This is a genomic window from Leisingera sp. ABM4_103 (genome assembly GCF_056158685.1).
Window position 1 is genome coordinate 2,124,790 of record NZ_JBSWTU010000005.1, and the last position, 19,169, is coordinate 2,143,958.

The following is a 19,169-nucleotide window of genomic DNA, read 5'->3' on the forward strand; positions in this document are numbered from 1 at the left end:
ATCCTTGCGCTTGGAGGCCAGCTATGACCGCATCCGCACGCATTCTTCTCGGCACGACCAAAGGCGCCTTTATTCTGACCCCGCGGGGCAAGGACTGGTCCGTTTCAGGCCCCCACTGCGATGGCTGGAGCATTAACCACGTTATCGGTGACCCGGACAGCGGCACACTTTGGGCGGGCGGGGGCGGCGAGTGGCAAGGGGCAGGGGTTTGGCGCTCCGAGGATGGCGTGGCCTGGGAGCTGTCCAAGCTTTCAAACGGCCAGATCGACGAATGGGCCGCCTCGGACCCGGAAACGGCGGCTTTCTTCAATTGGGAGCCCACCGAGGTTCCCTTTGAAAACCTCAAGGCTGTCTGGTCGCTGCACAGGGCGCATGGGGTGCTCTACGCGGGCACCAATCCCGCCGAACTTTTGTCCAGCGCGGATGGCGGCAGGACATGGCAGAAGAATACCGCGCTCGAAAACCATCCGTCCCGCGACAGCTGGAACCCCGGCGCGGCCGGGCTGGTGCTGCACACAATGCTCAGCGACCCAGGCAGCGCCGGCAAGATGTGGCTGGGTATATCTGCGGCAGGGGTTTTCGCCACGGAGGACGGCGGCAAGACCTGGGAACGCCGCAATCGCCTGTCTAACGACACGGTCTGCACCGGGCACCATCACCCCGCCGCGCCGCAGAACGGCGAAACCGGCCATTGCGTGCACAACATGCAGCGCGGCCCCGGCGATTTGCTCTATCAGCAGAACCACCACGGCACCTACCGCAGCACGGATGGCGGGCGCACATGGAGCGATATCACTGCCGGGCTGCCGTCCACCTTCGGCTTCCCGGTTGCGATCCACCCGCACTACCCGGATACAATCTGGGTGCTGCCGCTGAACGGCGACGCGGACGGCCGTTTCCCGCCTGATGCATCGGCCGCGGTTTGGAAATCCACCGACGGCGGTGAAACGTGGGCGGCCAAACGGGACGGGCTGCCGCAAGGCAGCTGCTTCTTCACGGTGCTGCGTCAGTCTATGGCCACAGATGCAGACGCGGGCCTCTATTTCGGAACCAACTCAGGCTCGGTCTTTGCCAGCTCTGACGAGGGCGAAAACTGGATCGAAATCGCCCGGCACCTGCCAACAATCCTGTCGGTGGAGACCCTGAGCCAGTGACCTTGCGGCGGCGCTGCGGCCTGCGCCTGGGATACCGCGAAGAAATGACCGCTGCGGCCTCTTGAAAACCGGAAGGCGAAATCTCACTTCCGCGCTGGACGCTTGCTGGCCAATCTGCTCTGCTTAGGAAGATGAGGGGCGCAGCAGGGGCGTCAGCTGCGCGGCGCTTGGCAAGGGCAAGGGGCGCATTCCCGGAGAGATTAAACGTGTTCGATATCTGGCTGCCGCTTCTGGGCGGGCTTCTTCTGCTGATCCTGGGCGGCGAGTTCCTCGTCCGAGGGGCAGTGCGCGTTGCGGAGCGCTTCGGAGTGTCGCCGCTGGTCATCGGCCTCACCCTTGTCGGCTTCGGCACCTCGGCGCCAGAGCTGGTGACGTCGGTGCGCGCCGCGCTTTCGGGCGCACCCGGCATTGCCTATGGCAATATCGTCGGCTCCAACATCGCCAACATCCTGCTGATCGCCGGGGTCTCGGCCCTGATTGCACCGATGGCGGTGCAGTCGGCGGCGCTGAAGCGTGACGGGGCAGTGATGCTGGCGGCCGCAGTGGTGTTTGCGGCGTTGGCGGCGGTGATGCCGGTCACCCGCACCGCGGGTATACTCTTCGTGCTGGCGCTTGCCGGCTATATTTTCCTTGCCTTCCGCCAGGAGCGCGCCGGGGCAGCCGTGGCTGTGCCTGCGGCCGGCCCGGCTAACGCGGCAACCGGCGGCGCAGCTGAGCCGGATGAGGGGCATGGTGCGCTGCATGAGAAGGCGGCGGCGCTGGAGGCGCTGGACCCGGCGCTCACGCCTGCGGACCCGGCACCTGCGCCAGCCGACCGGCCAGGCTTGTGGTCCTCGCTGGCTATAGCATTGGCAGGGCTTGGTCTGGTTGTGGCAGGCGGCGGCTTGCTGGTGGACGGCGCAGTGCAGCTGGCCCGTTCGCTGGCAGTTTCGGAAACTGTGATTGGCCTCACCATCGTTGCCATCGGCACCTCGGCGCCGGAACTCGCGACCTCGGTGATGGCGGCGCTGCGGCGTCAGGGTGACATGGCGTTTGGCAATATCGTCGGCTCCAACATCTACAACATCCTTGGCATCGGCGGCGTCACCGCGGCGATCGCGCCTTCGCCGGTGCCCGCGCAGATCGTGGGGTTCGACAACCCGTTGATGGTGCTGGTGTCGCTTGCGCTGCTCATGCTGGCCTGGACCGGCCTGCGGGTGTCCCGGCGCGAGGGCGCGGTGCTGCTGGCAGGCTACTGCGCCTATCTCTGGTGGCTTTGGCCCGCGGCCTGAGCCGCCGCCGAGTCGGCCAGGGTCTTGGGCTTGCGCCCCGCCGCCGGCGGGCGGATGCCCAGACCCTGCTGATCATAGAGGCTGCTCCAGACGGCAATGCAGCTCCAGCTCACCACATAAAGAACGCCGAACACGATCACCACGCCGCCCGGCAGCGGCCCGATCTCCGCCCGTTCCAGCGCCTGGTCGAATGACTCGATCGGGCGCGGGTGCACCGCGATCTTGCCGGCATAGGCCAGCGACTGGATCAGCAGCACCCACAGGTAGTTGCGCTTGATCCGCCGCCCGATCGATTGCAGCAGGTTGATGTGATAGTCCGGCCGGTTGTAGTCATGCGCCAGAACCTTCTGCCAGTTTTCCTCCAGATGCAGGTCGCCGTCATGCAGCATGGGCGCGTAGAAATGCTTCTCCAGCCAGCGGGCCCGGGCGCGGAAGACGTTGTAGAACCGGTAGCGCCGCGCCTCCAGCATCAGGAAGAAGATGATTAGGATGCCGACCAGGATCAGCGGCAGCGGCGAGGCCTCGGGTGAGGAATAGGAAATCGACAGCGCAACGCCCAGCGTCACCACCGCCCAGTTGGTGGTGATGTCCAGCCGGGTGCGCCACATAACGCTGCGATAAACCTCGCCGCGGTACAAATGCGCCAAAGCGCCGACCTCGGCCGCCGACAGCGGAGCGCGTTTCCCGGCGTCTGCCTGTCCGTTCTCTCCCTTGGCCATGAAATGAGAGTAGTTTTTTGCGGGAGACGGGCAAATTTTTGCGTCTGTTTGATCCGTGTCAAACAGCCCCGCGGCGAACCGCGCTAAACACACAGGTGAAAGAGATTGCTGCCCAGCCAACATCCCCCTCCCGGGCAGCATGAGATCCCGCAAGGCCGACGTGCAGGCCAAACGGGCTATGCGCCGGTTTTCCGATCTGTTCGCGCGTTTCCTGGAAAACCGGCGCTTTTTCTTTCTCTCCTCAAGGTCAAACCCTCAGATGTTCTGCGGATGGATGCAGCGCGTCCTGGCCGGGCGGCGGCGCAGCCAAAGCGCCAGCCGTTTCAGCAGCCCCGCGCGGCGGCGCGGTGCCTCATAAGCGCGCGGCAGCGGTTTGGCGGCGGGCATATCGCGAAGTTTCACGCAGTCTTGGCGTGCCGCGGTCAGCATCGAGCGGGCGTAGATATCGGTCAGCATGGGTCAGCCTCCTATCCTGCTGTCTGTTCCTGATCCTTGCGCGAGCGGGTGATTCCTGCGAGTTAAGAAAAATCGCAACGTGTAAGGTGAAATTACATATGGACTGGTTGCACATGCCGCCGCTTGCATCTCTGCGTGCTTTTGCTGCCTTCGCAGAAGCCGGAAACGTGGTGCAGGCAGGCGTCGCACTGAATGTCAGCCACGCTGCCATCAGCCAGCAGCTGAGGGCACTGGAGGCGCATCTGGGCGTGGCGCTGCTGGACCGCAGCGGCCGGGCGCTGGAGCTAACCTCTGAAGGGGCGCATCTGGCCCGGGCGCTGCAGCTGGGCTTTGGCGCAATCCAGACGGCTGTGCGGGAACTGTCCCGCTCCAGCGCCGCCCGCCCGCTGCATGTCACTTGCACACCGATGTTTGCCGCCCACTGGCTGATGCCGCGGCTGCCGGGGTTCCAGGCAGAACATCCCGGCATCGACCTGGTCCTGGACCCCTCCGGCGGCCTTGTCGAAATGAAGCCCGGCGGCATCGACATCGCGCTGCGCTATGGCGACGGTAACTGGCCGGGGCTGGAAACGGAGCTGCTGTTGGCCTCGCCGATGGTGGTGATTGCCGCGCCGGGGCTGCTGGACGGGCGGAGCGTAACGGCGCCGGAGGATCTGCTGGACCTGCCGTGGCTGGAAGAGCTGGGCACCTCCGAGGCCAGCCACTGGCTGCAGTCGCGCGGCGTCAGCGAAGGCCTGCGCGGCCCCCGCACCCGGCTGCCGGGCAACCTGCTGATGCAGGCAGTGAAGGCGGGGCAGGGTGTCGCGGTCAGTGTGCGCGCCTTTGTCGAGGAAGACTTGGCAGAGGGCAGACTGCTGGCGCTGTTCACCGAGGGCGAAGGCCGAGGCTACCACATCGCCGCCCGCCCCGGCGTGCTGCGGGCAGAGGCGCGCAAGTTCATCGCCTGGCTCAGGCGGCAGCAGCAGGCGCACTGAAACGTCTGTTTCCGCAACGGAAAGCGGCCGCGCCCCGCGGCAGCCGCTGCGCTGCGGCAACTTGCCTCTGGCGGCCTGGGGCACCCAGGCATAGGTGGCATTTTGCCTTCACAAGGTGCTTTGCCGGGCGTGAAAACATGATTGTGTGATACGCTTTTTGATCCACGTCAAAGTTCCGGCACTTTGCATCTGTGACAAGGGCGCCAGACAGCCACAAGACGGAGAGAGTCCGTGAGCGATTCCAACCCAGCCCCGAGCCTGTACGCCGCGAGGGAACCGATTTTCCCCCGGCGCGTCTCCGGACCCTTCCGGAACCTGAAATGGTACATCATGGCGGTGACGCTGGGGATTTACTATCTGACCCCTTGGATCCGCTGGGACCGCGGGCCGTCGCTGCCGGATCAGGCGGTGCTGCTGGATCTGGCGAACCGCCGGTTCTATTTCTTCTGGATCGAGATCTGGCCGCACGAATTCTATTTCGTTGCGGGGCTCCTGATCATGGCGGGGCTGGGGCTGTTTCTGTTCACCTCTGCCCTGGGCCGGGTTTGGTGCGGCTATGCCTGCCCGCAGACCGTCTGGACCGACCTGTTCATCCTGGTGGAACGATGGATCGAGGGCGACCGGAACGCCCGCCTGCGCCTGCACCGGCAAAAGAAAATGGATTTCCGCAAGGCCCGCCTGCGGGTGACCAAATGGGTGGCCTGGTTCCTGATCGGGCTGGCCACCGGCGGCGCCTGGGTGTTCTATTTCGCTGATGCGCCGACGCTTGCCTATGATCTGGTGACGCTGAACGCGCATCCCATTGCCTACACCACCATGCTGGTGCTGACCGCGACCACCTTCCTGTTCGGCGGCTTCGCGCGCGAACAGATCTGCATCTATGCCTGCCCCTGGCCGCGCATCCAGGCGGCGATGATGGATGAGGATACGCTGACCGTCGGCTACCGCGAATGGCGGGGCGAGCCGCGCGGCAAGGGCAACGTCCGCCGCCGCAGCAAGGCCGAAGCAGAGGCGGCCGAACAGGCAGCTCAGGCGGCGGGTCCCGGCCAGGCGGCTTATGCCGGCACGCCTTACCCGGGCCTCTCTCCGGAAGCCGGCCCCACTGCCGCGACCGGTACAGCCGAAGCCGCAGGGCCCGGTGACTGCATCGACTGCATGGCCTGCGTGAACGTCTGCCCGATGGGGATCGACATCCGCGACGGCCAGCAGATGGAATGCATTACCTGCGCGCTGTGCATCGACGCCTGCGACGACGTGATGGCCAAGATCGGCAAGCCGCGGGGCCTGATCGACTATATGGCGCTGTCGGATGAGGCGCAGGAGCGTGAGGGTAAACCGCCCAAGAACATCTGGAAGCACATCCTGCGGCCGCGCACCATTATGTACACCACCCTGTGGTCGCTGGTGGGCTTGGGGCTGCTGTTTGCGCTGTTCATCCGCTCCGACATCGAGCTGACGGTGGCGCCGGAACGCAACCCGACCTATGTGACGCTGTCCGACGGCTCGATCCGTAACACCTATGACGTGCGCCTGCGCAACAAGCATGGCGAAGACCGTGTGTTCAAACTCTCGATCAAGGGCGATCCGGCGATGCGTTTGCAGCTGGAAGGCACGGTCTATCATTCGGTGAACGTGCCGGCCGACACCGCGCTGCTGCAACGGGTCTACATCGTCGCTCCCAAGGGCTCCGTTCCTGCGCAGACAGACACCAGCCCGGTTCGCATCTGGGTCGAGGATCTGATAAACGGGGAACGCGCCCACAAGGACACCAGCTTTAACGGCAAGGGGAACTGAACCATGGCCAAGCGCGAGCGGGAATTTACCGGCAAGCACGCATTGATGCTGTTCGGCGGCGCCTTTGCGGTGATCATCGGGGTGAACATCGCCCTGGCCGTGAACGCGGTGAAGACCTTTCCTGGGCTGGAGGTGAAGAACTCCTATGTCGCCAGCCAGGAATTCGACAAGCGCCGTTCTGCCCAGGAGGCACTGGGCTGGTCGGTCTATGCGTCCTCGCAGGGCGATCAGGTCAAGCTGGAGATCACCGATGCCGATGGCAATCCGGTGGAGGTGGCCAAGCTGAGCGCCACCCTGGGCCGGGCAACCCATGTGCAGGACGACCAGCAGCCGGAATTCACCTTTGACGGCCAGGCCTATGTGGCGCCAGCCGATCTGGGTCCGGGCAACTGGAACATCCGCATGGTGGCCCGGGCCAAGAACGGCACCGAGTTCACCCAGCGTGTGATCCTGCATGTGAAAGGCTGACCGCCATGACCGCCCAGCTCCGTCCCTCGCTTGCAGCCTGTCCGGCCTGCGTTGCCGCCCCGCATGACAGTGCAGAGCAGGCCCCAACCGAGGCGCGGCTGGCGCTGTCGCTGCCAGGCATCCATTGCCAGGCCTGCATCTCAGCGGTGGAGCGGACGCTGAATGCCCATCCCGGCATCCATTCGGCGCGGGTGAACCTGACCCTCAAGCGCGCCCTGATCGAAGCTGACCCGGAAATCCGCGCAGCTGAATTGATTCCGGTGCTGGAAAGCATCGGCTACGAGGCGCATGAGCTTGACCTGGCGGCGCTGGCAGCCACGCAGAGCGACAAGGCGGGCCGCGACCTGCTGATGCGGCTGGCGGTAGCGGGCTTTGCCTCGATGAACGTCATGCTGCTGTCGGTGTCGGTCTGGTCCGGCGCCTCGGACGCGACCCGGGACATGTTCCACTGGATTTCCGCCGCGATCACCTTCCCGGCGATCATCTTCTCCGCCCAGCCGTTCTTTGCCAATGCCTGGAGCGCGCTGCGGGTCAGGCGGCTCAACATGGACGTGCCGATCGTGCTGGCGCTGGTGCTGGCGCTGGCGACCTCGCTGTGGGAAACTTTCCTGTCCGGCGAGCACGCCTATTTCGACGCTGCCCTGACACTGACATTCTTCCTGCTGGCGGGCCGTTACCTGGATTACCGCACCCGCGCCGTGGCGCGTTCCGCGGCAGAGGAACTGGCGGCGCTGGAGGTGCCACGAGCGATCCGGCTGCTGGATGGGGATGAATACGAGGTGCCGGTGGCGGATCTCGCCATCGGCGACCTTATCCTGGTGCGCCCGGGCGGGCGGATGCCGGTGGATGGCGAAATCGTTGCGGGTCAGTCGGAACTGGACCGCTCGCTGCTGACGGGCGAGACGCTGCCGGTCTTTGCCGCCCCGGGCCTGGCGGTTTCCGCTGGTGAAGTGAATCTGACCGGCCCGCTGACCATCCGCGCGACCGCCGTGGGCGAGGATACCTCGCTGCACCGGATGACCGATCTGGTGGCCATCGCGGAATCGGGCCGCTCCCGCTACACCTCGCTCGCCGACAGCGCGGCCAAGCTCTATGCACCGGGGGTCCACATCCTGTCGGCGCTCGCCTTTGCTGGCTGGTATCTCTACACCTTCGACATCCGCACGGCGCTGAACATCGCCGCCGCGGTGCTGATCATCACCTGCCCCTGCGCGCTGGGCCTTGCGGTTCCGGCAGTAACCACCGCCGCCTCGGGCCGGCTGTTCAAGAAGGGCATGCTGATCAAGCACGCCACCGCGCTGGAGCGGCTGGCGGAGGTGGACACCGTTGTGTTCGACAAGACCGGCACGCTGACCGCAGGCACGCCGGAAGTCACCAACCTTGGCGATCACGCCCGCGCCGATCTGGAAATTGCGCTGGCGCTGGCCGAAGGCTCCTCGCACCCCCTGTCGCTGGCGCTCACCCGCGCCGCGCGGGAGGCCGGGATCAAACCGGCCAGCGTGCAGGAGATCACCGAGGTCCCTGGCTATGGCGCCGAAGGCGTCTTCCGCGGCGCCCGTGTCCGCCTGGGCCGCGCGGCCTGGGTCGGCGCTGAGCAGGGCAGCCAGACGGCGGCCTGGCTCGATAGCGGGGCAGGGGCGGCCAAACCCTTCCTGTTCACCGATGCCCTGCGCCCAGGAGCCGCGGAGGCCGTGCGCGCGCTGCAGGAGGCGGGCAAAGACGTGCTGCTGATCTCCGGCGACACCACCGGCGCGGTCGAGGATCTGGCCGGGCGGCTGGGCATCGCCAAATGGGTGGCCGAGGCGCTGCCCGCGGACAAATCCGCCCGGGTGCAGATTCTGTCGGATCAGGGCAAGAAGGTGCTGATGGTCGGTGACGGCCTCAACGACACCGCAGCCCTGGCGGCGGCGCATGTGTCGGTCTCCCCGGCCTCGGCGCTGGATGCGGCGCGGGTGGCCTCCGACATCGTGCTCTTGGGCCAGGACCTTGAGCCCTTAGCCGAGGCCTGCGGCGTGGCGCAGAAGGCCACCCGCCGGATCCGCGAGAACTTCCGAATTGCCACGCTCTATAACGTGATCGCGGTGCCGCTGGCGGTGGCCGGGCTGGCCACGCCCTTGATTGCGGCGCTGGCGATGTCTACCTCTTCCATTACCGTCTCCCTCAACGCGCTCCGGCTGCGTTGAGGGCGGGCCTGCAATCACGGAACCGACCCCATGAGCGTCCTCACCTACCTGATCCCGATTTCCCTGATCCTCGGCGCGGTGGGTCTGGCGGCTTTCATCTACACGGTGCGCAGCAACCAGTACGATGACCCCGAAGGCGACGCCCGCCGCATTCTCAGCGACGAGTGGGACGACAAGCCCAAGCCCTGATCGGCTATTCCCCCAAAAACTCCCGCCCCTGCAGGGGCCCTGGCCGCGCCCAACGGGAGGAGGGGTTTTCGCCAGAAAAGCCTGACGACGGGCGGGAGCCGCCGGCTGATGCTGGATGCAAGACATGAAAAAAGGCGCCGCAAGGGCGCCTCTTTGCTGCTGGTCTCAGGTTAAGCCGGTTACGACGGGCCGATCGGGTTGCAGGTCACGTTGCGGGCGTTCAGGCGGCGGCAGGCCAGTTCCGCCTGCTCCTGGCTCATGCCGAGGAAATTCGCCTCAAACCCGCGGCGGGTCTTGGCCACCTTGCGCAAGGACCCGTCCAGCGTTTCCAGCTCCGAAAGCGCGGTGCGCAGCAGCACCTTCTCAGCCTGGTAGCGGCTGGTGTACAGGCCAACATTGATCCCCCAGTAACGCCCGCCGGAGGTGGACAGGCGGGTCACCACAACCGGTTCCGGCTCCGGAGAGGCCTCTGCCAGCGCCAGGCTCACCGGGCGGGCAACGGGCCGAAGGCCGGTAAAGGGCACCTGCTGCACAGCTGCGATGACCGTGGCGGCCGCAGGAGTGTCCAGGGGCGCTGGCTCTGCCTTCGCTTCGGCCAGCGCAACGGCAATGCTGTCGCGCACGGCATCCCGCTGCAAGGCGCCTTCCGCGCTGACGGTCTGCACATTCTCGATCTGCTCCCCGGCGGCCTCCGTCTCCGCCGCCGCCAGGTCTTCCGCCGGCGGCGTCTGCAGCGCTTCTTCAAGGGCTGCCACCAGCACCGGCGACTGGCTGGCGCCCGGCCGCAGTTTCGGACGCAGGCTCGCCTCCACCTGGCCGCTCACCCGGATGGTCTTGCCGGCAACCCCGTGCGCAGGACCGTCATCGGCATCGGCAACCACTACATTGCCAGCCCCCTGATAGGCAGGCCGCTGCGGCTTGCGCAGCGCCGCGCGCGAGGGGGCCCGGCGGAAGCCGAGGTCCAGCAGCTCCGCCACCTTGGCATTGCGCGAGGTGGTGGATTTGCCGCCGAACACGGTGGCGATGATCCGCTCGTTGCCGCGCTTGGCCGAAGCCACGAGGTTGAAGCCTGCCGCCCGGGTATAGCCAGTTTTAATCCCGTCCGCGCCGCGGTAGGCGGCCAGCAGGCGGCGGTTGGTATTGGGGACCTCGCGGATGCCCGCATGGGTCGAGCGGCGCGAAAACAGGTTGTAATACTCCGGGTAGTCATACAGCAGGTGCCGCCCCAGCGTGGTCATGTCGCTGGCGGTCGACAGATGCCCGCTGGCGGTCAGGCCATGCGCGTTCTTAAAGGTGGTGCGGGTCATCCCCAGCGCCTTGGCGGTGCGGTTCATCCGGCGGGAAAAGGCGGCCTCGGAGCCCGACAGCGTCTCGCCGATGGCGGTGGCCGCATCATTGGCGGATTTCACCGCCGCGGCGCGGATCAGGTAGCGGAAGGCAATCCGCTGGCCGGACCTCAGCCCGAGTTTCGAGGGCGGTTCTGCAGCGGCGTTGCGGGAAATCTTCACCTTGGTGTCCAGGGTGATTTCACCGTTCCGTACCGCCTCAAACGCGATGTAGAGCGTCATCATCTTGGTCAGCGAGGCCGGGTGCAGCCGGGTGTCGGCATTGCGCGAATGCAGCACCTCGCCGGTCCGGGCGTCAATCACCATTGCCGCATAGGGCGCGGCCTCTGCCCGCTGCGGCGCCAGTCCCAGCGCCAGAATTGCCAGAAGAAAACCCGTCGCTGCCCAAAGTATTCGGGTGCGGAAATACCGGCCAGGCGCCGGATTGACCTGCGTGATCACTGCCATGTTTGCCTCATGCCGCCGGTTTTCCGGCTGACGTTTCTGCCTGTAAGCAAAAGCGTAACACAGGGTTTATGAGGAATAAACAGCAGCGAAACGGGCAAGTCGGGAGCAGCTGTTAAGCACTGCCGGCATTTAGTGGGCTTCGTTTGCAGGGCCGCTAGATGCAGCATGTCCTAACAAAAGGTTACTAAAAAAACTTGCAATCACACAGTTAAAAACGCCCCGGAACAGGTCATAAGGCGGGCGGGAATGGCTCCTGAGCCCCTATCCAGCGTGAAAATTGGTCACATAGAAGGGGGTGGAATAGCTGAGGCCAAGCGAGAACTCGCAGGGCTGGTGCAGCTGCTCCTTGATACGGGCCTCGAGATCCGCCAGCAGCGCTCTGGAAAACGACTCGCCCCGGTGCGGCTTGCTCAGCAGCGCGACGCTGATCGCGATATGGGTGTGGTGGTACTGATCTGCGGGATAGGCCCGGCCCTTGCAGGCACCGGCACCGCTGTCGTGCTCCAGAATAACGGCCTCGATCGCGGCGAGGATAGACGGCGCGTCGATCTCCAGATCGCTGGAGTATTTCAGCTCGGCGTGCGGCATGTCCCGGTGTCTCCCTTGCGTTTTGGCAAAGGGATAGCGGCCCTGGGCGGGGACGTCCAGCACCCGCACGGGCAGGGCGGTCAGCCGAGGCTCTCGACCAGATCCGCCAGCCCGCCGAGGTCTTCAATCTCAGTATAACGCGGGCTGTGGTCCGGGGCGTCGGCGTGCTCCACCTCCCAGACAAGCCCGTGCGGCACATAGGTGCCCCAGCCGCCGGCCTCGATCACCGGCACCACGTCCGAGCGCATCGAGTTGCCGACCATCATCGCGCGCGAAGCACCGTCGCCGTGGCGGGCGAAGATGCCCAGGTAGACCTCAGGCGTCTTTTCCGAGACCACCTCAACCCCGTCGAACAGCTCGCCCAGGCCGGATTGCGCCAGCTTGCGCTCCTGGTCCAACAGGTCGCCCTTGGTGATCAGCACCACCTTATAGCGCCCGGCCACGGCCTCCACCGCCTCGCGCGCATGGGGCAGCAGCTCGATCGGGTAGGACAGCATCATTTGGCCTGCGGTTATCAGCTCCTTGATTACGGCGCCCGGCACCCGCTCCTCGGTGACGTCAATTGCGGTTTCGATCATCGACAGGGTAAAGCCCTTCACCCCGTAGCCGTAGCGTCCCAGGTTGCGCTTCTCTGCGTCCAGCAGCCGCCGCTCCAGCTGCTCCGGGCCGATGTCATCCGGTGTGTGATCCATCAGCAATTCGGCGAATTTTTCCTGCGTCACGCGGAAGAACCGTTCGTTGTGCCAAAGGGTATCGTCGGCATCAAAGCCGATTGTTGTCAAATTACGTGTCAATCTGCGCGTCTCAGTCTCTTTTCCTGAACAGCTAAGAGGCTATATAAGCGGCACAGGAAATTCCATGCATCACTGGATCAAATTGCTTATGCCGCTGCAGCCCATCATGATGACGGATCATTCAGACGACGATACCGAAGCTGGTGTCCTGACCAAGACGCGCCCCAAGACCAAACGCCCGCCGCGCTACAAGGTCCTGCTGCTGAATGATGATTACACCCCGATGGAATTCGTGGTGATGGTGCTGGAGCGGTTCTTTGGCATGACCCACGCGCAGGCGTTTGAGATCATGCTGACGGTGCACAAGAAGGGCGTTGCCGTGGTTGGCGTGTTCAGCCATGAGGTGGCTGAGACCAAGGTGGGCCAGGTGATGGATTTCGCCCGCCGCCACCAGCACCCGCTGCAGTGCACCATGGAAAAAGAAGAATAAAGAGGCCCTTAGATGTCCGTTCGCTTGTCCCTGGCCGCCCAATCGGGCGGCTTTGCTGTGCCGTCCGAAGGCCGCATCGCCGTATTTCACCCGCGCGCAGAGCATGACCTGTCGGCGCTGCCCAAGGCGCAGCTGCTGATCGTGCAGCCGTTCCGCCCCGACCACGACCATTTCGCTGCGCAGGGCTATGACTGCGTTGCGGTGCCGGAGGCAGGCGCCGAATACGCTGCCGCCGTCGTCTTCCTGCCGCGGGCCAAGGCGCTGGCCCGGATGCTGGTGGCACAGGCTGCCGCTGCCACCAGGGGCCAGGTGCTGATCGACGGTGCCAAGACGGAAGGCATCGATTCGCTCCTGAAGGACCTGCGCAAGCGCTGCGAGCCCTCCGCGCCGGTTTCTAAGGCACATGGCAAGGTGTTCTGGATCGAGGGCGGAACCGATCTGTCCGAGTGGCTGCCGGAAGGCCCGCATCAGGTTGAGGGCTTTATCACTGCGCCGGGCGTGTTTTCCGCGGATGGAATCGACCCGGCCTCCCAATTGCTGGCGGCAGCGTTGCCGCAGAAACTGGGCCGCTGCGTGGCCGACCTGGGCGCGGGCTGGGGCTATCTCTCGGCGCAGGTGCTGAAGCATGAGGGCGTCGAAGAACTGCACCTGGTTGAGGCAGACCATGCCGCGCTGGCCTGTGCCCGTCTCAATGCCGCGGACCCACGAACGCAGTTCCACTGGGCCGATGCCCGCAGCTGGAAAGCGCCGGGCCCGGTCAACACCGCGGTGATGAACCCGCCGTTCCACACCGGCCGCGCGGCAGAGCCGTCGCTGGGTCAGGCCTTCATCGGCGCGGCCGCCGCGATGCTGGCACCCAATGGCAGCCTGTGGATGGTGGCCAACCGGCACCTGCCGTATGAGACCGCGCTGGCAGAACGCTTTGCCCAGGTGCGCGAGGAGGGCGGCGACAACCGCTTCAAGATCCTGCACGCCGCCAGGCCGAAACGCGGCCGCAAGTAACCGCGCGCCGGGGTGAATGCCGGTTTCCAAACCGGCAGGCGCGGTCTAACGTGCGGCCCAAATTGCCTCAGGGAGTGCCCAAATGTCCTTTTCCATCTCCGGCAAGACCGCGATTGTGACCGGTGCCTCCAGCGGTATCGGCCTGGCCATCGGCAAGCAGTTCGCCGATGCCGGCGCCAATGTGATGTTCGCCGACACGCAAGAAGCGCAGCTGGTGGCGGAGCTGGGCGAGCAGGCGGACGAAAGCAACATCCGCTATTTCGCCGGCGACCTGCGCGAGCGGCTGACAATTGCCAACCTGCTGTCGGCCACCATCGACGCCTTTGACGGGGTGGATATCCTGGTGAACGGCGCCCGCCAGATGGTCGCCACCGACCCGCTGGACCCGGCGGACGAAACCCTGGACCAGCTGATGACCCAAAGCCTGCTGCCCACCATCCGCCTGTCGCAGCAGGTCGCCAAGCGGATGATCAAGCAGGGCGAGGAAAACGAGGATGATGACGGCCCGCTCGGCAGCATCATCAACCTCTCCTCCATCGCTGCGCGCCGCACGCACCCCGACCTGATGGCCTATTCGATCGCCTCCGCCGCGCTGGACCAGGCAACCCGCTCCTTGTCGGTGGCGCTGGCGCCGCACCGGATCCGGGTGAACTCGATCGCCTTCGGCTCGGTGATGAGCGCCTCAATGCAGACCACGCTCAAGGACAACCGCAGCTACCGCCAAGATATCGAGGCGCACACGCCGCTGGGCCGCATCGCCTCCCCCACCGAACTGACCGAGACGGCGCAGTACCTCGCATCCGACGCCTCCAGCTTCATGACCGGCCAGGTGCTGACGCTGGACGGCGGCCGCACGCTGCTGGATCCGGTGGCAGCGCCGGTCCACTGACCGGCCGGCACACTAAAGGAAAGACTTCTCATGACAGCTGAGATGAAAGAAGAAAAAGCCCGGGCCGCTGCCTGGTTCCGGGAGTTGCGCGACCAGATCGTCGCCGCCTTCGAGGCGCTGGAGGACAGCCACAGCGAAGGCCCGTTCTCTGACATGGCACCGGGCCGGTTCGAGGTGACGGAAACCAAGCGCACCTCGGAGGACGGCTCCGACGCGGGCGGCGGGCTGATGAGCGTGATGCGCGGCGGCCGCGTGTTCGAGAAGGTCGGCGTCAACATCTCCGAGGTCTACGGCACCCTGGGTGAGCGCGCGCAAGCCGCGATGGCCGCGCGCAAGGGCATTCCGGGGATGAAGGATGATCCGCGCTTCTGGGCCTCCGGCATCTCGCTGGTCGCCCATATGCGCAACCCGCATGTGCCGGCCGTGCACATGAACACCCGCATGTTCTGGACCCCGCACGCCTGGTGGTTCGGCGGCGGCTCGGACCTCAACCCTTGCATCGAATACGACGAGGACACCGCGCATTTCCACGCGACGCAGAAACGGCACCTGGATCCCCATGGGGAAGACCAATACCCGCGGCTCAAGGCCTGGGCGGATGAATATTTCTACATCCCCCACCGCAAGCGCGCCCGCGGCGTCGGCGGCATCTTCATGGACGACCAGAACTCGGGCGATTGGGCGGCCGATTTCGCCCTGACCCAGGATATCGGCCGCGCCTTCCTGCCGGCCTTCGTGCCGCTGGTCGAAAAGCGCCGGGTGCAGGACTTCGATGAGGCCGAAAAGGACGCCCAGCTGATCCATCGCGGCCTCTATGCCGAATACAACCTGGTCTATGACCGCGGCACCAAGTTCGGGCTGGAAACCGGCCATGACGCCAACGCGGTGCTGATGAGCCTGCCGCCGCTCGCCAAATGGGTCTGACCCCGCCCGGCTTTTGACACTGCCAGCGCGCCGCCCCCAAAGCGGCGCGTTATTCTTTGGCGGATTTCTGCTGACAGCCTGTCCCGCCGCGCGACTTTGCGCCTGCCTGCGCTAGAGTGAGACCGAGCAGGCAAAGATAACAGCAGCTTTTTTTTTACAAGTCGAGGCAGGGAGCACATCACATGCGCAGACTGGTTCTTGGGGCATTGGCACTGGCATTGGCAGCAGGATGCGGCAGGCCGCCGGACAGGGCGGTGAGCGCCCCTCAGGTCACCCGCACCGAGCCCGCAAATGCGCGGCTGGCGGGCCTGTCCACCTATCCCCGCTTCGGCGACCGCGACCCGCACGACTGGGAAGGCCGCAAGCCCTGGTCCTACCCGGTCCACGGCATCGACGTCTCCCGCTACCAGGGCGATATTAACTGGCACAAGGTGCGCCGTTCCGGCGTGTCCTTCGCCTATATCAAGGCAACCGAGGGCGGCGACCACACCGATGCCAAGTTCCGCGACAACTGGCGCGGTGCGCGCGCAGCGGGCATGAAACGCGGCGCCTACCATTATTACCACTTCTGCCGCCCGGCGGCGGAGCAGGCGCGCTGGTTCATCCGCAACGTGCCCAAGGACGCAAACGCGCTGCCGCCGGTGCTGGACATGGAATGGAACCACCGCTCCCGCACCTGCCGCACACGGCCTGACGGCGCCACGGTGCGAGCCGAGGCGCGCAAATTCCTCAACATTCTGGAACGCCACTACGGCAAGCGCCCGGTGGTCTACACAACGGTGGATTTCTACCGCGACACCGGCATCGGCCGCCTCAGCGGCACCGAGTTCTGGCTGCGCTCCGTCGCGGGCCACCCGCAAAAGGTCTACCCGGGCAAAAGCTGGAGCTTCTGGCAATATTCCGGCACCGGCCAGGTTCCTGGCGTCGCGGGCGACGTGGATCTGAACACCTTCCGCGGCAGCCCGGAAAGCTGGCTCAGGTGGTCCGGGCAGATCTAGCGGAGTTTGAAAGGGGGCTTTGCCCCCTCGCGCCACCGGCGCTCACCCCAAGGATATTTTCAGCCAGATGAAGACCGGATCCTTCATTCATCTGGCCCCAAATATCCCGGAGCGCGAGGCAGAGCCTCGCTCAAGCCCTCCAGTCAAAGAACCCCTTGCCGGCCTTCTCCAAGAGCTTCGCCGCCATTTCACGGCCCAGCTCCGCACCGTCTTCAATGGGGCAGGTCTGATCATCACTGATTGATTCCGCGCCATCCGGCCGCAGCACCTCGCCGCGCAGGCGCAGGGTGGTGCCGTCGAGCTCCGCCAGGCCGGCAATCGGCGTCTCGCAGGAGCCGTCGAGCGCCGCCAGGAACGCCCGTTCCGCTGCCAGCCGCTTGCCGGTTTCACCGTCATGGATTGCCGCCAGCATGTCGCCTACGCGGCTGTCATCTGTCCGCCGCTCGATGCCGATCGCTCCCTGAGCCACCGCGGGCAGCATGTCGCTGGTCTCAATCGCAGTCGCGGGCACATCGTCCATGGCCAGCCGGTTCAACCCTGCCATCGCCAGGAATGTGCACTCCGCCACGCCCTCGGACAGCTTGCGCAGCCGGGTCTGCACATTGCCGCGGAACTCCACCACCTTCAGGTCCGGGCGGCGGTTGAGCAGCTGCGCCCGGCGCCGCAGCGAGGAGGTGCCGACCACCGCGCCCTCGGCCAGATCATGCAGCGACTTCAGCGACGGCGAGATAAAGGCATCGCGCACATCTTCCCGAGGCAGATAGGTGCCCAGCAGCAGCCCCTCCGGCTGGGCAACCGGCATGTCCTTCATCGAATGCACCGCGATGTCGATGGCGCCCGACAGGAGGTCCTCTTCGATCTCCTTGGTGAACAGCCCCTTGCCACCCAGCTCTTTCAGCGGCTTGTCCGCCGCAATCAGCGCCTGATTGTCGCCGGTGGTCTTGATCACCACGATCTCGAACGCCTCCTGCGGCAGGTCGAAAGCGGTAGCCAGACGGCTGCGGGTCTCATAGGCCTGGGCCAGCGCCAGCGGCGATCCGCGGGTGCCGATCTTCAGGGGCGAAGCGGGGGAGGGCAGGGTCAGTGTCATGAAAGAAGCCATAAATCAGTTTGCGGCCCGGAGGAAACCGGTTTTTGCGCATCTTCCACGGGGGCCGCGCGCGGACTTTGACATAGGACAAGGCGCGTGTGCCCGGGGCGCGGCAGATCGCCCCTGCTCTTGACATTCGCCCTCGCAGGCGTGACCTCAAGGGGCGAATGATAGCGAGGATGACCATGGCCGGACAAAAGAAGCTGCTGCGCGCATTGGCGGGTGAGAAACAGGATGTGCCGCCGATCTGGATGATGCGCCAGGCGGGCCGCTACCTGCCGGAATACCGCGCGACGCGGGCCGAGGCCGGGGATTTCCTGTCGCTCTGCTACAATTCCGATCTGGCCGCCGAGGTGACCCTGCAGCCGATCCGCCGCTACGGCTTTGATGCCGCAATCCTGTTTGCCGATATCCTGCTGGTGCCGCAGGCGCTGGGCGCCGACCTGTGGTTCGTGACCGGTGAAGGACCGCGGCTCTCGACCATCACCACCGAGGCGGATTTTGCCAAGCTGGGCCCGGTAAGCGACATTCACGAGACGCTGAACCCGATCTATGAAACCGTCCGCATCCTGTCGCGCGAGCTGCCGCCGGAGACCACACTGATCGGCTTTGCCGGCGCGCCCTGGACCGTGGCAACCTATATGATCGCAGGCCGCGGCACCCCGGACCAGGGGCCTGCGCACGCCCTTCGCGAAGAAAACACCGCCCTGTTCGAGGCGCTGCTGGCGCGGATCACCGAGGCGACCATCGACTACCTCTCAAAGCAGATCGAGGCCGGCGCCGAAGTCGTCAAGATCTTCGACAGCTGGGCGGGCTCTTTGAAGGGCGAGGCGTTTCAGAAATACGCGCTGGAACCCTGCCGCCAGATCACCCAGGCGCTGAAGGAACGCCATCCGGGCATCCCCGTCATCGGCTTCCCGCGCGAAGCGGGCGAGAATTACGTGGGCTTTGCCAAGGCAACCGGGGTCGATTGCGTGGCGCTCGACAACTCGGTTGATCCGGTCTGGGCCGCGGCCAATGTGCAGGTGGACGGCTGCGTGCAGGGCAACCTGGCCTCCCGCCACATGGTGACCGGCGGGCAGGATCTGGTCGATGACACCCGCCGCATCGTCGAGGCATTCAAGAACGGCCCGCATATTTTCAATCTGGGCCACGGCATCACCCCGGATGCGGACCCGGACAATGTGCAGCTGATGATCGACACCGTCCGCAACGGCTGATCTTGTGTTATCCATGTAGATGCGGCAATAGCCGCATCTTCGGATACATCCAGAGGTCTCACGATGGACTACAGCAGAATGGGCGGCGCCCGCATGGGCAGCAACAAACCCCGTCATTCGGAACACAATGCCAAGGGCACCAAGAAAAACCCGTTTGGCAAGCAGGCGGACAAGGCTGAGCTGCTCAAGCGGATGAAGGCCGCTGCCGAAAAGGCCAAGAAAGAGAACTGACC

20 protein-coding genes are annotated in these 19,169 nt (G+C 65.3%); 14 read left to right on the plus strand and 6 right to left on the minus strand.

From position 1 onward, the window contains the following. The first annotated feature begins 23 nt into the window (after positions 1-23). Together ACXAED_RS11965 and ACXAED_RS11970 are read left to right on the plus strand one after the other, a co-directional pair. On the plus strand, positions 24-1,154 hold the full coding sequence (locus ACXAED_RS11965) for a WD40/YVTN/BNR-like repeat-containing protein (protein WP_475049962.1): 1,131 nt from the start codon (positions 24-26) through the stop codon (positions 1,152-1,154). 206 nt (positions 1,155-1,360) lie between these two features. Continuing rightward, positions 1,361-2,425, plus strand: a complete 1,065-nt coding sequence (locus tag ACXAED_RS11970) for a calcium/sodium antiporter (RefSeq protein ID WP_475049965.1) — start codon at positions 1,361-1,363, stop codon at positions 2,423-2,425. Here the strand turns inward: ACXAED_RS11970 and ACXAED_RS11975 are convergent. Both ACXAED_RS11975 and ACXAED_RS11980 read right to left on the minus strand, forming a co-directional pair. Beyond that, positions 2,395-3,144, minus strand: a complete 750-nt coding sequence (locus ACXAED_RS11975) for a DUF2270 domain-containing protein (protein WP_475049967.1) — start codon at positions 3,142-3,144, stop codon at positions 2,395-2,397. The two genes, ACXAED_RS11970 and ACXAED_RS11975, sit on opposite strands and share 31 nt — an antisense overlap. Before the next feature lie 255 nt (positions 3,145-3,399). Next, entirely contained in the window at positions 3,400-3,600 is a 201-nt protein-coding gene (locus ACXAED_RS11980; protein ID WP_475049968.1) for a hypothetical protein, read from the minus strand. 98 nt (positions 3,601-3,698) lie between these two features. Here ACXAED_RS11980 and ACXAED_RS11985 point away from each other — a divergent pair, with 98 nt between their 5' ends. The 5 genes from ACXAED_RS11985 (at position 3,699) to ccoS (ending at position 9,208) form a co-directional block, all read left to right on the plus strand. Further along, positions 3,699-4,574 carry a LysR family transcriptional regulator gene (locus tag ACXAED_RS11985; RefSeq protein ID WP_475049969.1) on the plus strand — a complete coding sequence of 292 codons (876 nt, stop codon included), beginning with the start codon at positions 3,699-3,701 and terminating at the stop codon, positions 4,572-4,574. A gap of 231 nt (positions 4,575-4,805) precedes the next feature. Next, positions 4,806-6,368: a cytochrome c oxidase accessory protein CcoG gene (ccoG, locus tag ACXAED_RS11990; RefSeq protein WP_475049972.1), complete on the plus strand. Its 1,563-nt coding sequence runs from the start codon at positions 4,806-4,808 to the stop codon at positions 6,366-6,368. 3 nt (positions 6,369-6,371) lie between these two features. Further along, a complete protein-coding gene (locus ACXAED_RS11995) occupies positions 6,372-6,836 on the plus strand; it encodes a FixH family protein (RefSeq protein WP_475049975.1) in 465 nt (154 codons plus the stop codon). Positions 6,837-6,841: 5 nt separating this feature from the next. After that, entirely contained in the window at positions 6,842-9,019 is a 2,178-nt protein-coding gene (locus ACXAED_RS12000) for a heavy metal translocating P-type ATPase (RefSeq protein WP_475049978.1), read from the plus strand. A 30-nt stretch (positions 9,020-9,049) separates the two neighbouring features. Further along, positions 9,050-9,208 (plus strand): cbb3-type cytochrome oxidase assembly protein CcoS, encoded by a 159-nt coding sequence (gene ccoS / locus ACXAED_RS12005; RefSeq protein WP_027235212.1) that lies wholly within the window; start codon positions 9,050-9,052, stop codon positions 9,206-9,208. A 179-nt stretch (positions 9,209-9,387) separates the two neighbouring features. On the opposite strand, the gene ACXAED_RS12010 is transcribed toward ccoS, so the two are convergent. The 3 genes from ACXAED_RS12010 to ACXAED_RS12020 all read right to left on the minus strand — a co-directional run bounded on the left by ACXAED_RS12010 (position 9,388) and on the right by ACXAED_RS12020 (position 12,383). Beyond that, positions 9,388-11,001 (minus strand): D-alanyl-D-alanine carboxypeptidase family protein, encoded by a 1,614-nt coding sequence (locus ACXAED_RS12010; RefSeq protein WP_475049981.1) that lies wholly within the window; start codon positions 10,999-11,001, stop codon positions 9,388-9,390. A 261-nt stretch (positions 11,002-11,262) separates the two neighbouring features. Further along, a complete protein-coding gene (locus ACXAED_RS12015) occupies positions 11,263-11,589 on the minus strand; it encodes a hypothetical protein (protein ID WP_475049984.1) in 327 nt (108 codons plus the stop codon). A gap of 80 nt (positions 11,590-11,669) precedes the next feature. Continuing rightward, positions 11,670-12,383, minus strand: a complete 714-nt coding sequence (locus ACXAED_RS12020; protein WP_475049987.1) for an HAD family hydrolase — start codon at positions 12,381-12,383, stop codon at positions 11,670-11,672. Between the two features lie 64 nt (positions 12,384-12,447). Between ACXAED_RS12020 and clpS the strand changes: the two genes are divergently transcribed. The 5 genes from clpS to ACXAED_RS12045 all read left to right on the plus strand — a co-directional run bounded on the left by clpS (position 12,448) and on the right by ACXAED_RS12045 (position 16,626). Next, positions 12,448-12,813: an ATP-dependent Clp protease adapter ClpS gene (gene clpS, locus ACXAED_RS12025; protein ID WP_475049990.1), complete on the plus strand. Its 366-nt coding sequence runs from the start codon at positions 12,448-12,450 to the stop codon at positions 12,811-12,813. Between the two features lie 12 nt (positions 12,814-12,825). Further along, positions 12,826-13,815: a class I SAM-dependent methyltransferase gene (locus tag ACXAED_RS12030; protein WP_475049993.1), complete on the plus strand. Its 990-nt coding sequence runs from the start codon at positions 12,826-12,828 to the stop codon at positions 13,813-13,815. A gap of 82 nt (positions 13,816-13,897) precedes the next feature. Further along, positions 13,898-14,704 carry an SDR family NAD(P)-dependent oxidoreductase gene (locus tag ACXAED_RS12035; protein ID WP_475049996.1) on the plus strand — a complete coding sequence of 269 codons (807 nt, stop codon included), beginning with the start codon at positions 13,898-13,900 and terminating at the stop codon, positions 14,702-14,704. Positions 14,705-14,734: 30 nt separating this feature from the next. Beyond that, the gene (gene hemF / locus ACXAED_RS12040; RefSeq protein WP_475049999.1) at positions 14,735-15,628 is read left to right on the plus strand and encodes an oxygen-dependent coproporphyrinogen oxidase; all 894 of its coding nucleotides are present in this window, start codon (positions 14,735-14,737) and stop codon (positions 15,626-15,628) included. Between the two features lie 182 nt (positions 15,629-15,810). Beyond that, positions 15,811-16,626, plus strand: a complete 816-nt coding sequence (locus tag ACXAED_RS12045; protein ID WP_475050002.1) for a glycoside hydrolase family 25 protein — start codon at positions 15,811-15,813, stop codon at positions 16,624-16,626. A 130-nt stretch (positions 16,627-16,756) separates the two neighbouring features. On the opposite strand, the gene hemC is transcribed toward ACXAED_RS12045, so the two are convergent. Further along, the gene (hemC, locus tag ACXAED_RS12050; RefSeq protein WP_475050003.1) at positions 16,757-17,716 is read right to left on the minus strand and encodes a hydroxymethylbilane synthase; all 960 of its coding nucleotides are present in this window, start codon (positions 17,714-17,716) and stop codon (positions 16,757-16,759) included. Positions 17,717-17,901: 185 nt separating this feature from the next. Here hemC and hemE point away from each other — a divergent pair, with 185 nt between their 5' ends. Then, a complete protein-coding gene (hemE, locus tag ACXAED_RS12055) occupies positions 17,902-18,936 on the plus strand; it encodes a uroporphyrinogen decarboxylase (RefSeq protein ID WP_475053102.1) in 1,035 nt (344 codons plus the stop codon). Between the two features lie 63 nt (positions 18,937-18,999). Then, the gene (locus ACXAED_RS12060) at positions 19,000-19,167 is read left to right on the plus strand and encodes a hypothetical protein (protein WP_475050005.1); all 168 of its coding nucleotides are present in this window, start codon (positions 19,000-19,002) and stop codon (positions 19,165-19,167) included. Positions 19,168-19,169 lie beyond the last annotated feature (2 nt).

What these genes read in the sequence shown, in the direction of transcription:
- ACXAED_RS11965 (WP_475049962.1), top strand. Translation starts at nt 24, where the DNA reads ATGACCGCATCCGCACGCATTCTTCTCGGCACGACCAAAGGCGCCTTT.
- ACXAED_RS11975 (WP_475049967.1), bottom strand. Translation starts at nt 3,144, where the DNA reads ATGGCCAAGGGAGAGAACGGACAGGCAGACGCCGGGAAACGCGCTCCG.
- ACXAED_RS11980 (WP_475049968.1), bottom strand. Translation starts at nt 3,600, where the DNA reads ATGCTGACCGATATCTACGCCCGCTCGATGCTGACCGCGGCACGCCAA.
- ACXAED_RS11985 (WP_475049969.1), top strand. Translation starts at nt 3,699, where the DNA reads ATGGACTGGTTGCACATGCCGCCGCTTGCATCTCTGCGTGCTTTTGCT.
- ACXAED_RS11995 (WP_475049975.1), top strand. Translation starts at nt 6,372, where the DNA reads ATGGCCAAGCGCGAGCGGGAATTTACCGGCAAGCACGCATTGATGCTG.
- ACXAED_RS12000 (WP_475049978.1), top strand. Translation starts at nt 6,842, where the DNA reads ATGACCGCCCAGCTCCGTCCCTCGCTTGCAGCCTGTCCGGCCTGCGTT.
- ccoS (WP_027235212.1), top strand. Translation starts at nt 9,050, where the DNA reads ATGAGCGTCCTCACCTACCTGATCCCGATTTCCCTGATCCTCGGCGCG.
- ACXAED_RS12010 (WP_475049981.1), bottom strand. Translation starts at nt 11,001, where the DNA reads ATGGCAGTGATCACGCAGGTCAATCCGGCGCCTGGCCGGTATTTCCGC.
- ACXAED_RS12015 (WP_475049984.1), bottom strand. Translation starts at nt 11,589, where the DNA reads ATGCCGCACGCCGAGCTGAAATACTCCAGCGATCTGGAGATCGACGCG.
- clpS (WP_475049990.1), top strand. Translation starts at nt 12,448, where the DNA reads ATGCATCACTGGATCAAATTGCTTATGCCGCTGCAGCCCATCATGATG.
- ACXAED_RS12030 (WP_475049993.1), top strand. Translation starts at nt 12,826, where the DNA reads ATGTCCGTTCGCTTGTCCCTGGCCGCCCAATCGGGCGGCTTTGCTGTG.
- ACXAED_RS12035 (WP_475049996.1), top strand. Translation starts at nt 13,898, where the DNA reads ATGTCCTTTTCCATCTCCGGCAAGACCGCGATTGTGACCGGTGCCTCC.
- hemF (WP_475049999.1), top strand. Translation starts at nt 14,735, where the DNA reads ATGACAGCTGAGATGAAAGAAGAAAAAGCCCGGGCCGCTGCCTGGTTC.
- ACXAED_RS12045 (WP_475050002.1), top strand. Translation starts at nt 15,811, where the DNA reads ATGCGCAGACTGGTTCTTGGGGCATTGGCACTGGCATTGGCAGCAGGA.
- hemC (WP_475050003.1), bottom strand. Translation starts at nt 17,716, where the DNA reads ATGACACTGACCCTGCCCTCCCCCGCTTCGCCCCTGAAGATCGGCACC.
- hemE (WP_475053102.1), top strand. Translation starts at nt 17,902, where the DNA reads ATGGCCGGACAAAAGAAGCTGCTGCGCGCATTGGCGGGTGAGAAACAG.
- ACXAED_RS12060 (WP_475050005.1), top strand. Translation starts at nt 19,000, where the DNA reads ATGGACTACAGCAGAATGGGCGGCGCCCGCATGGGCAGCAACAAACCC.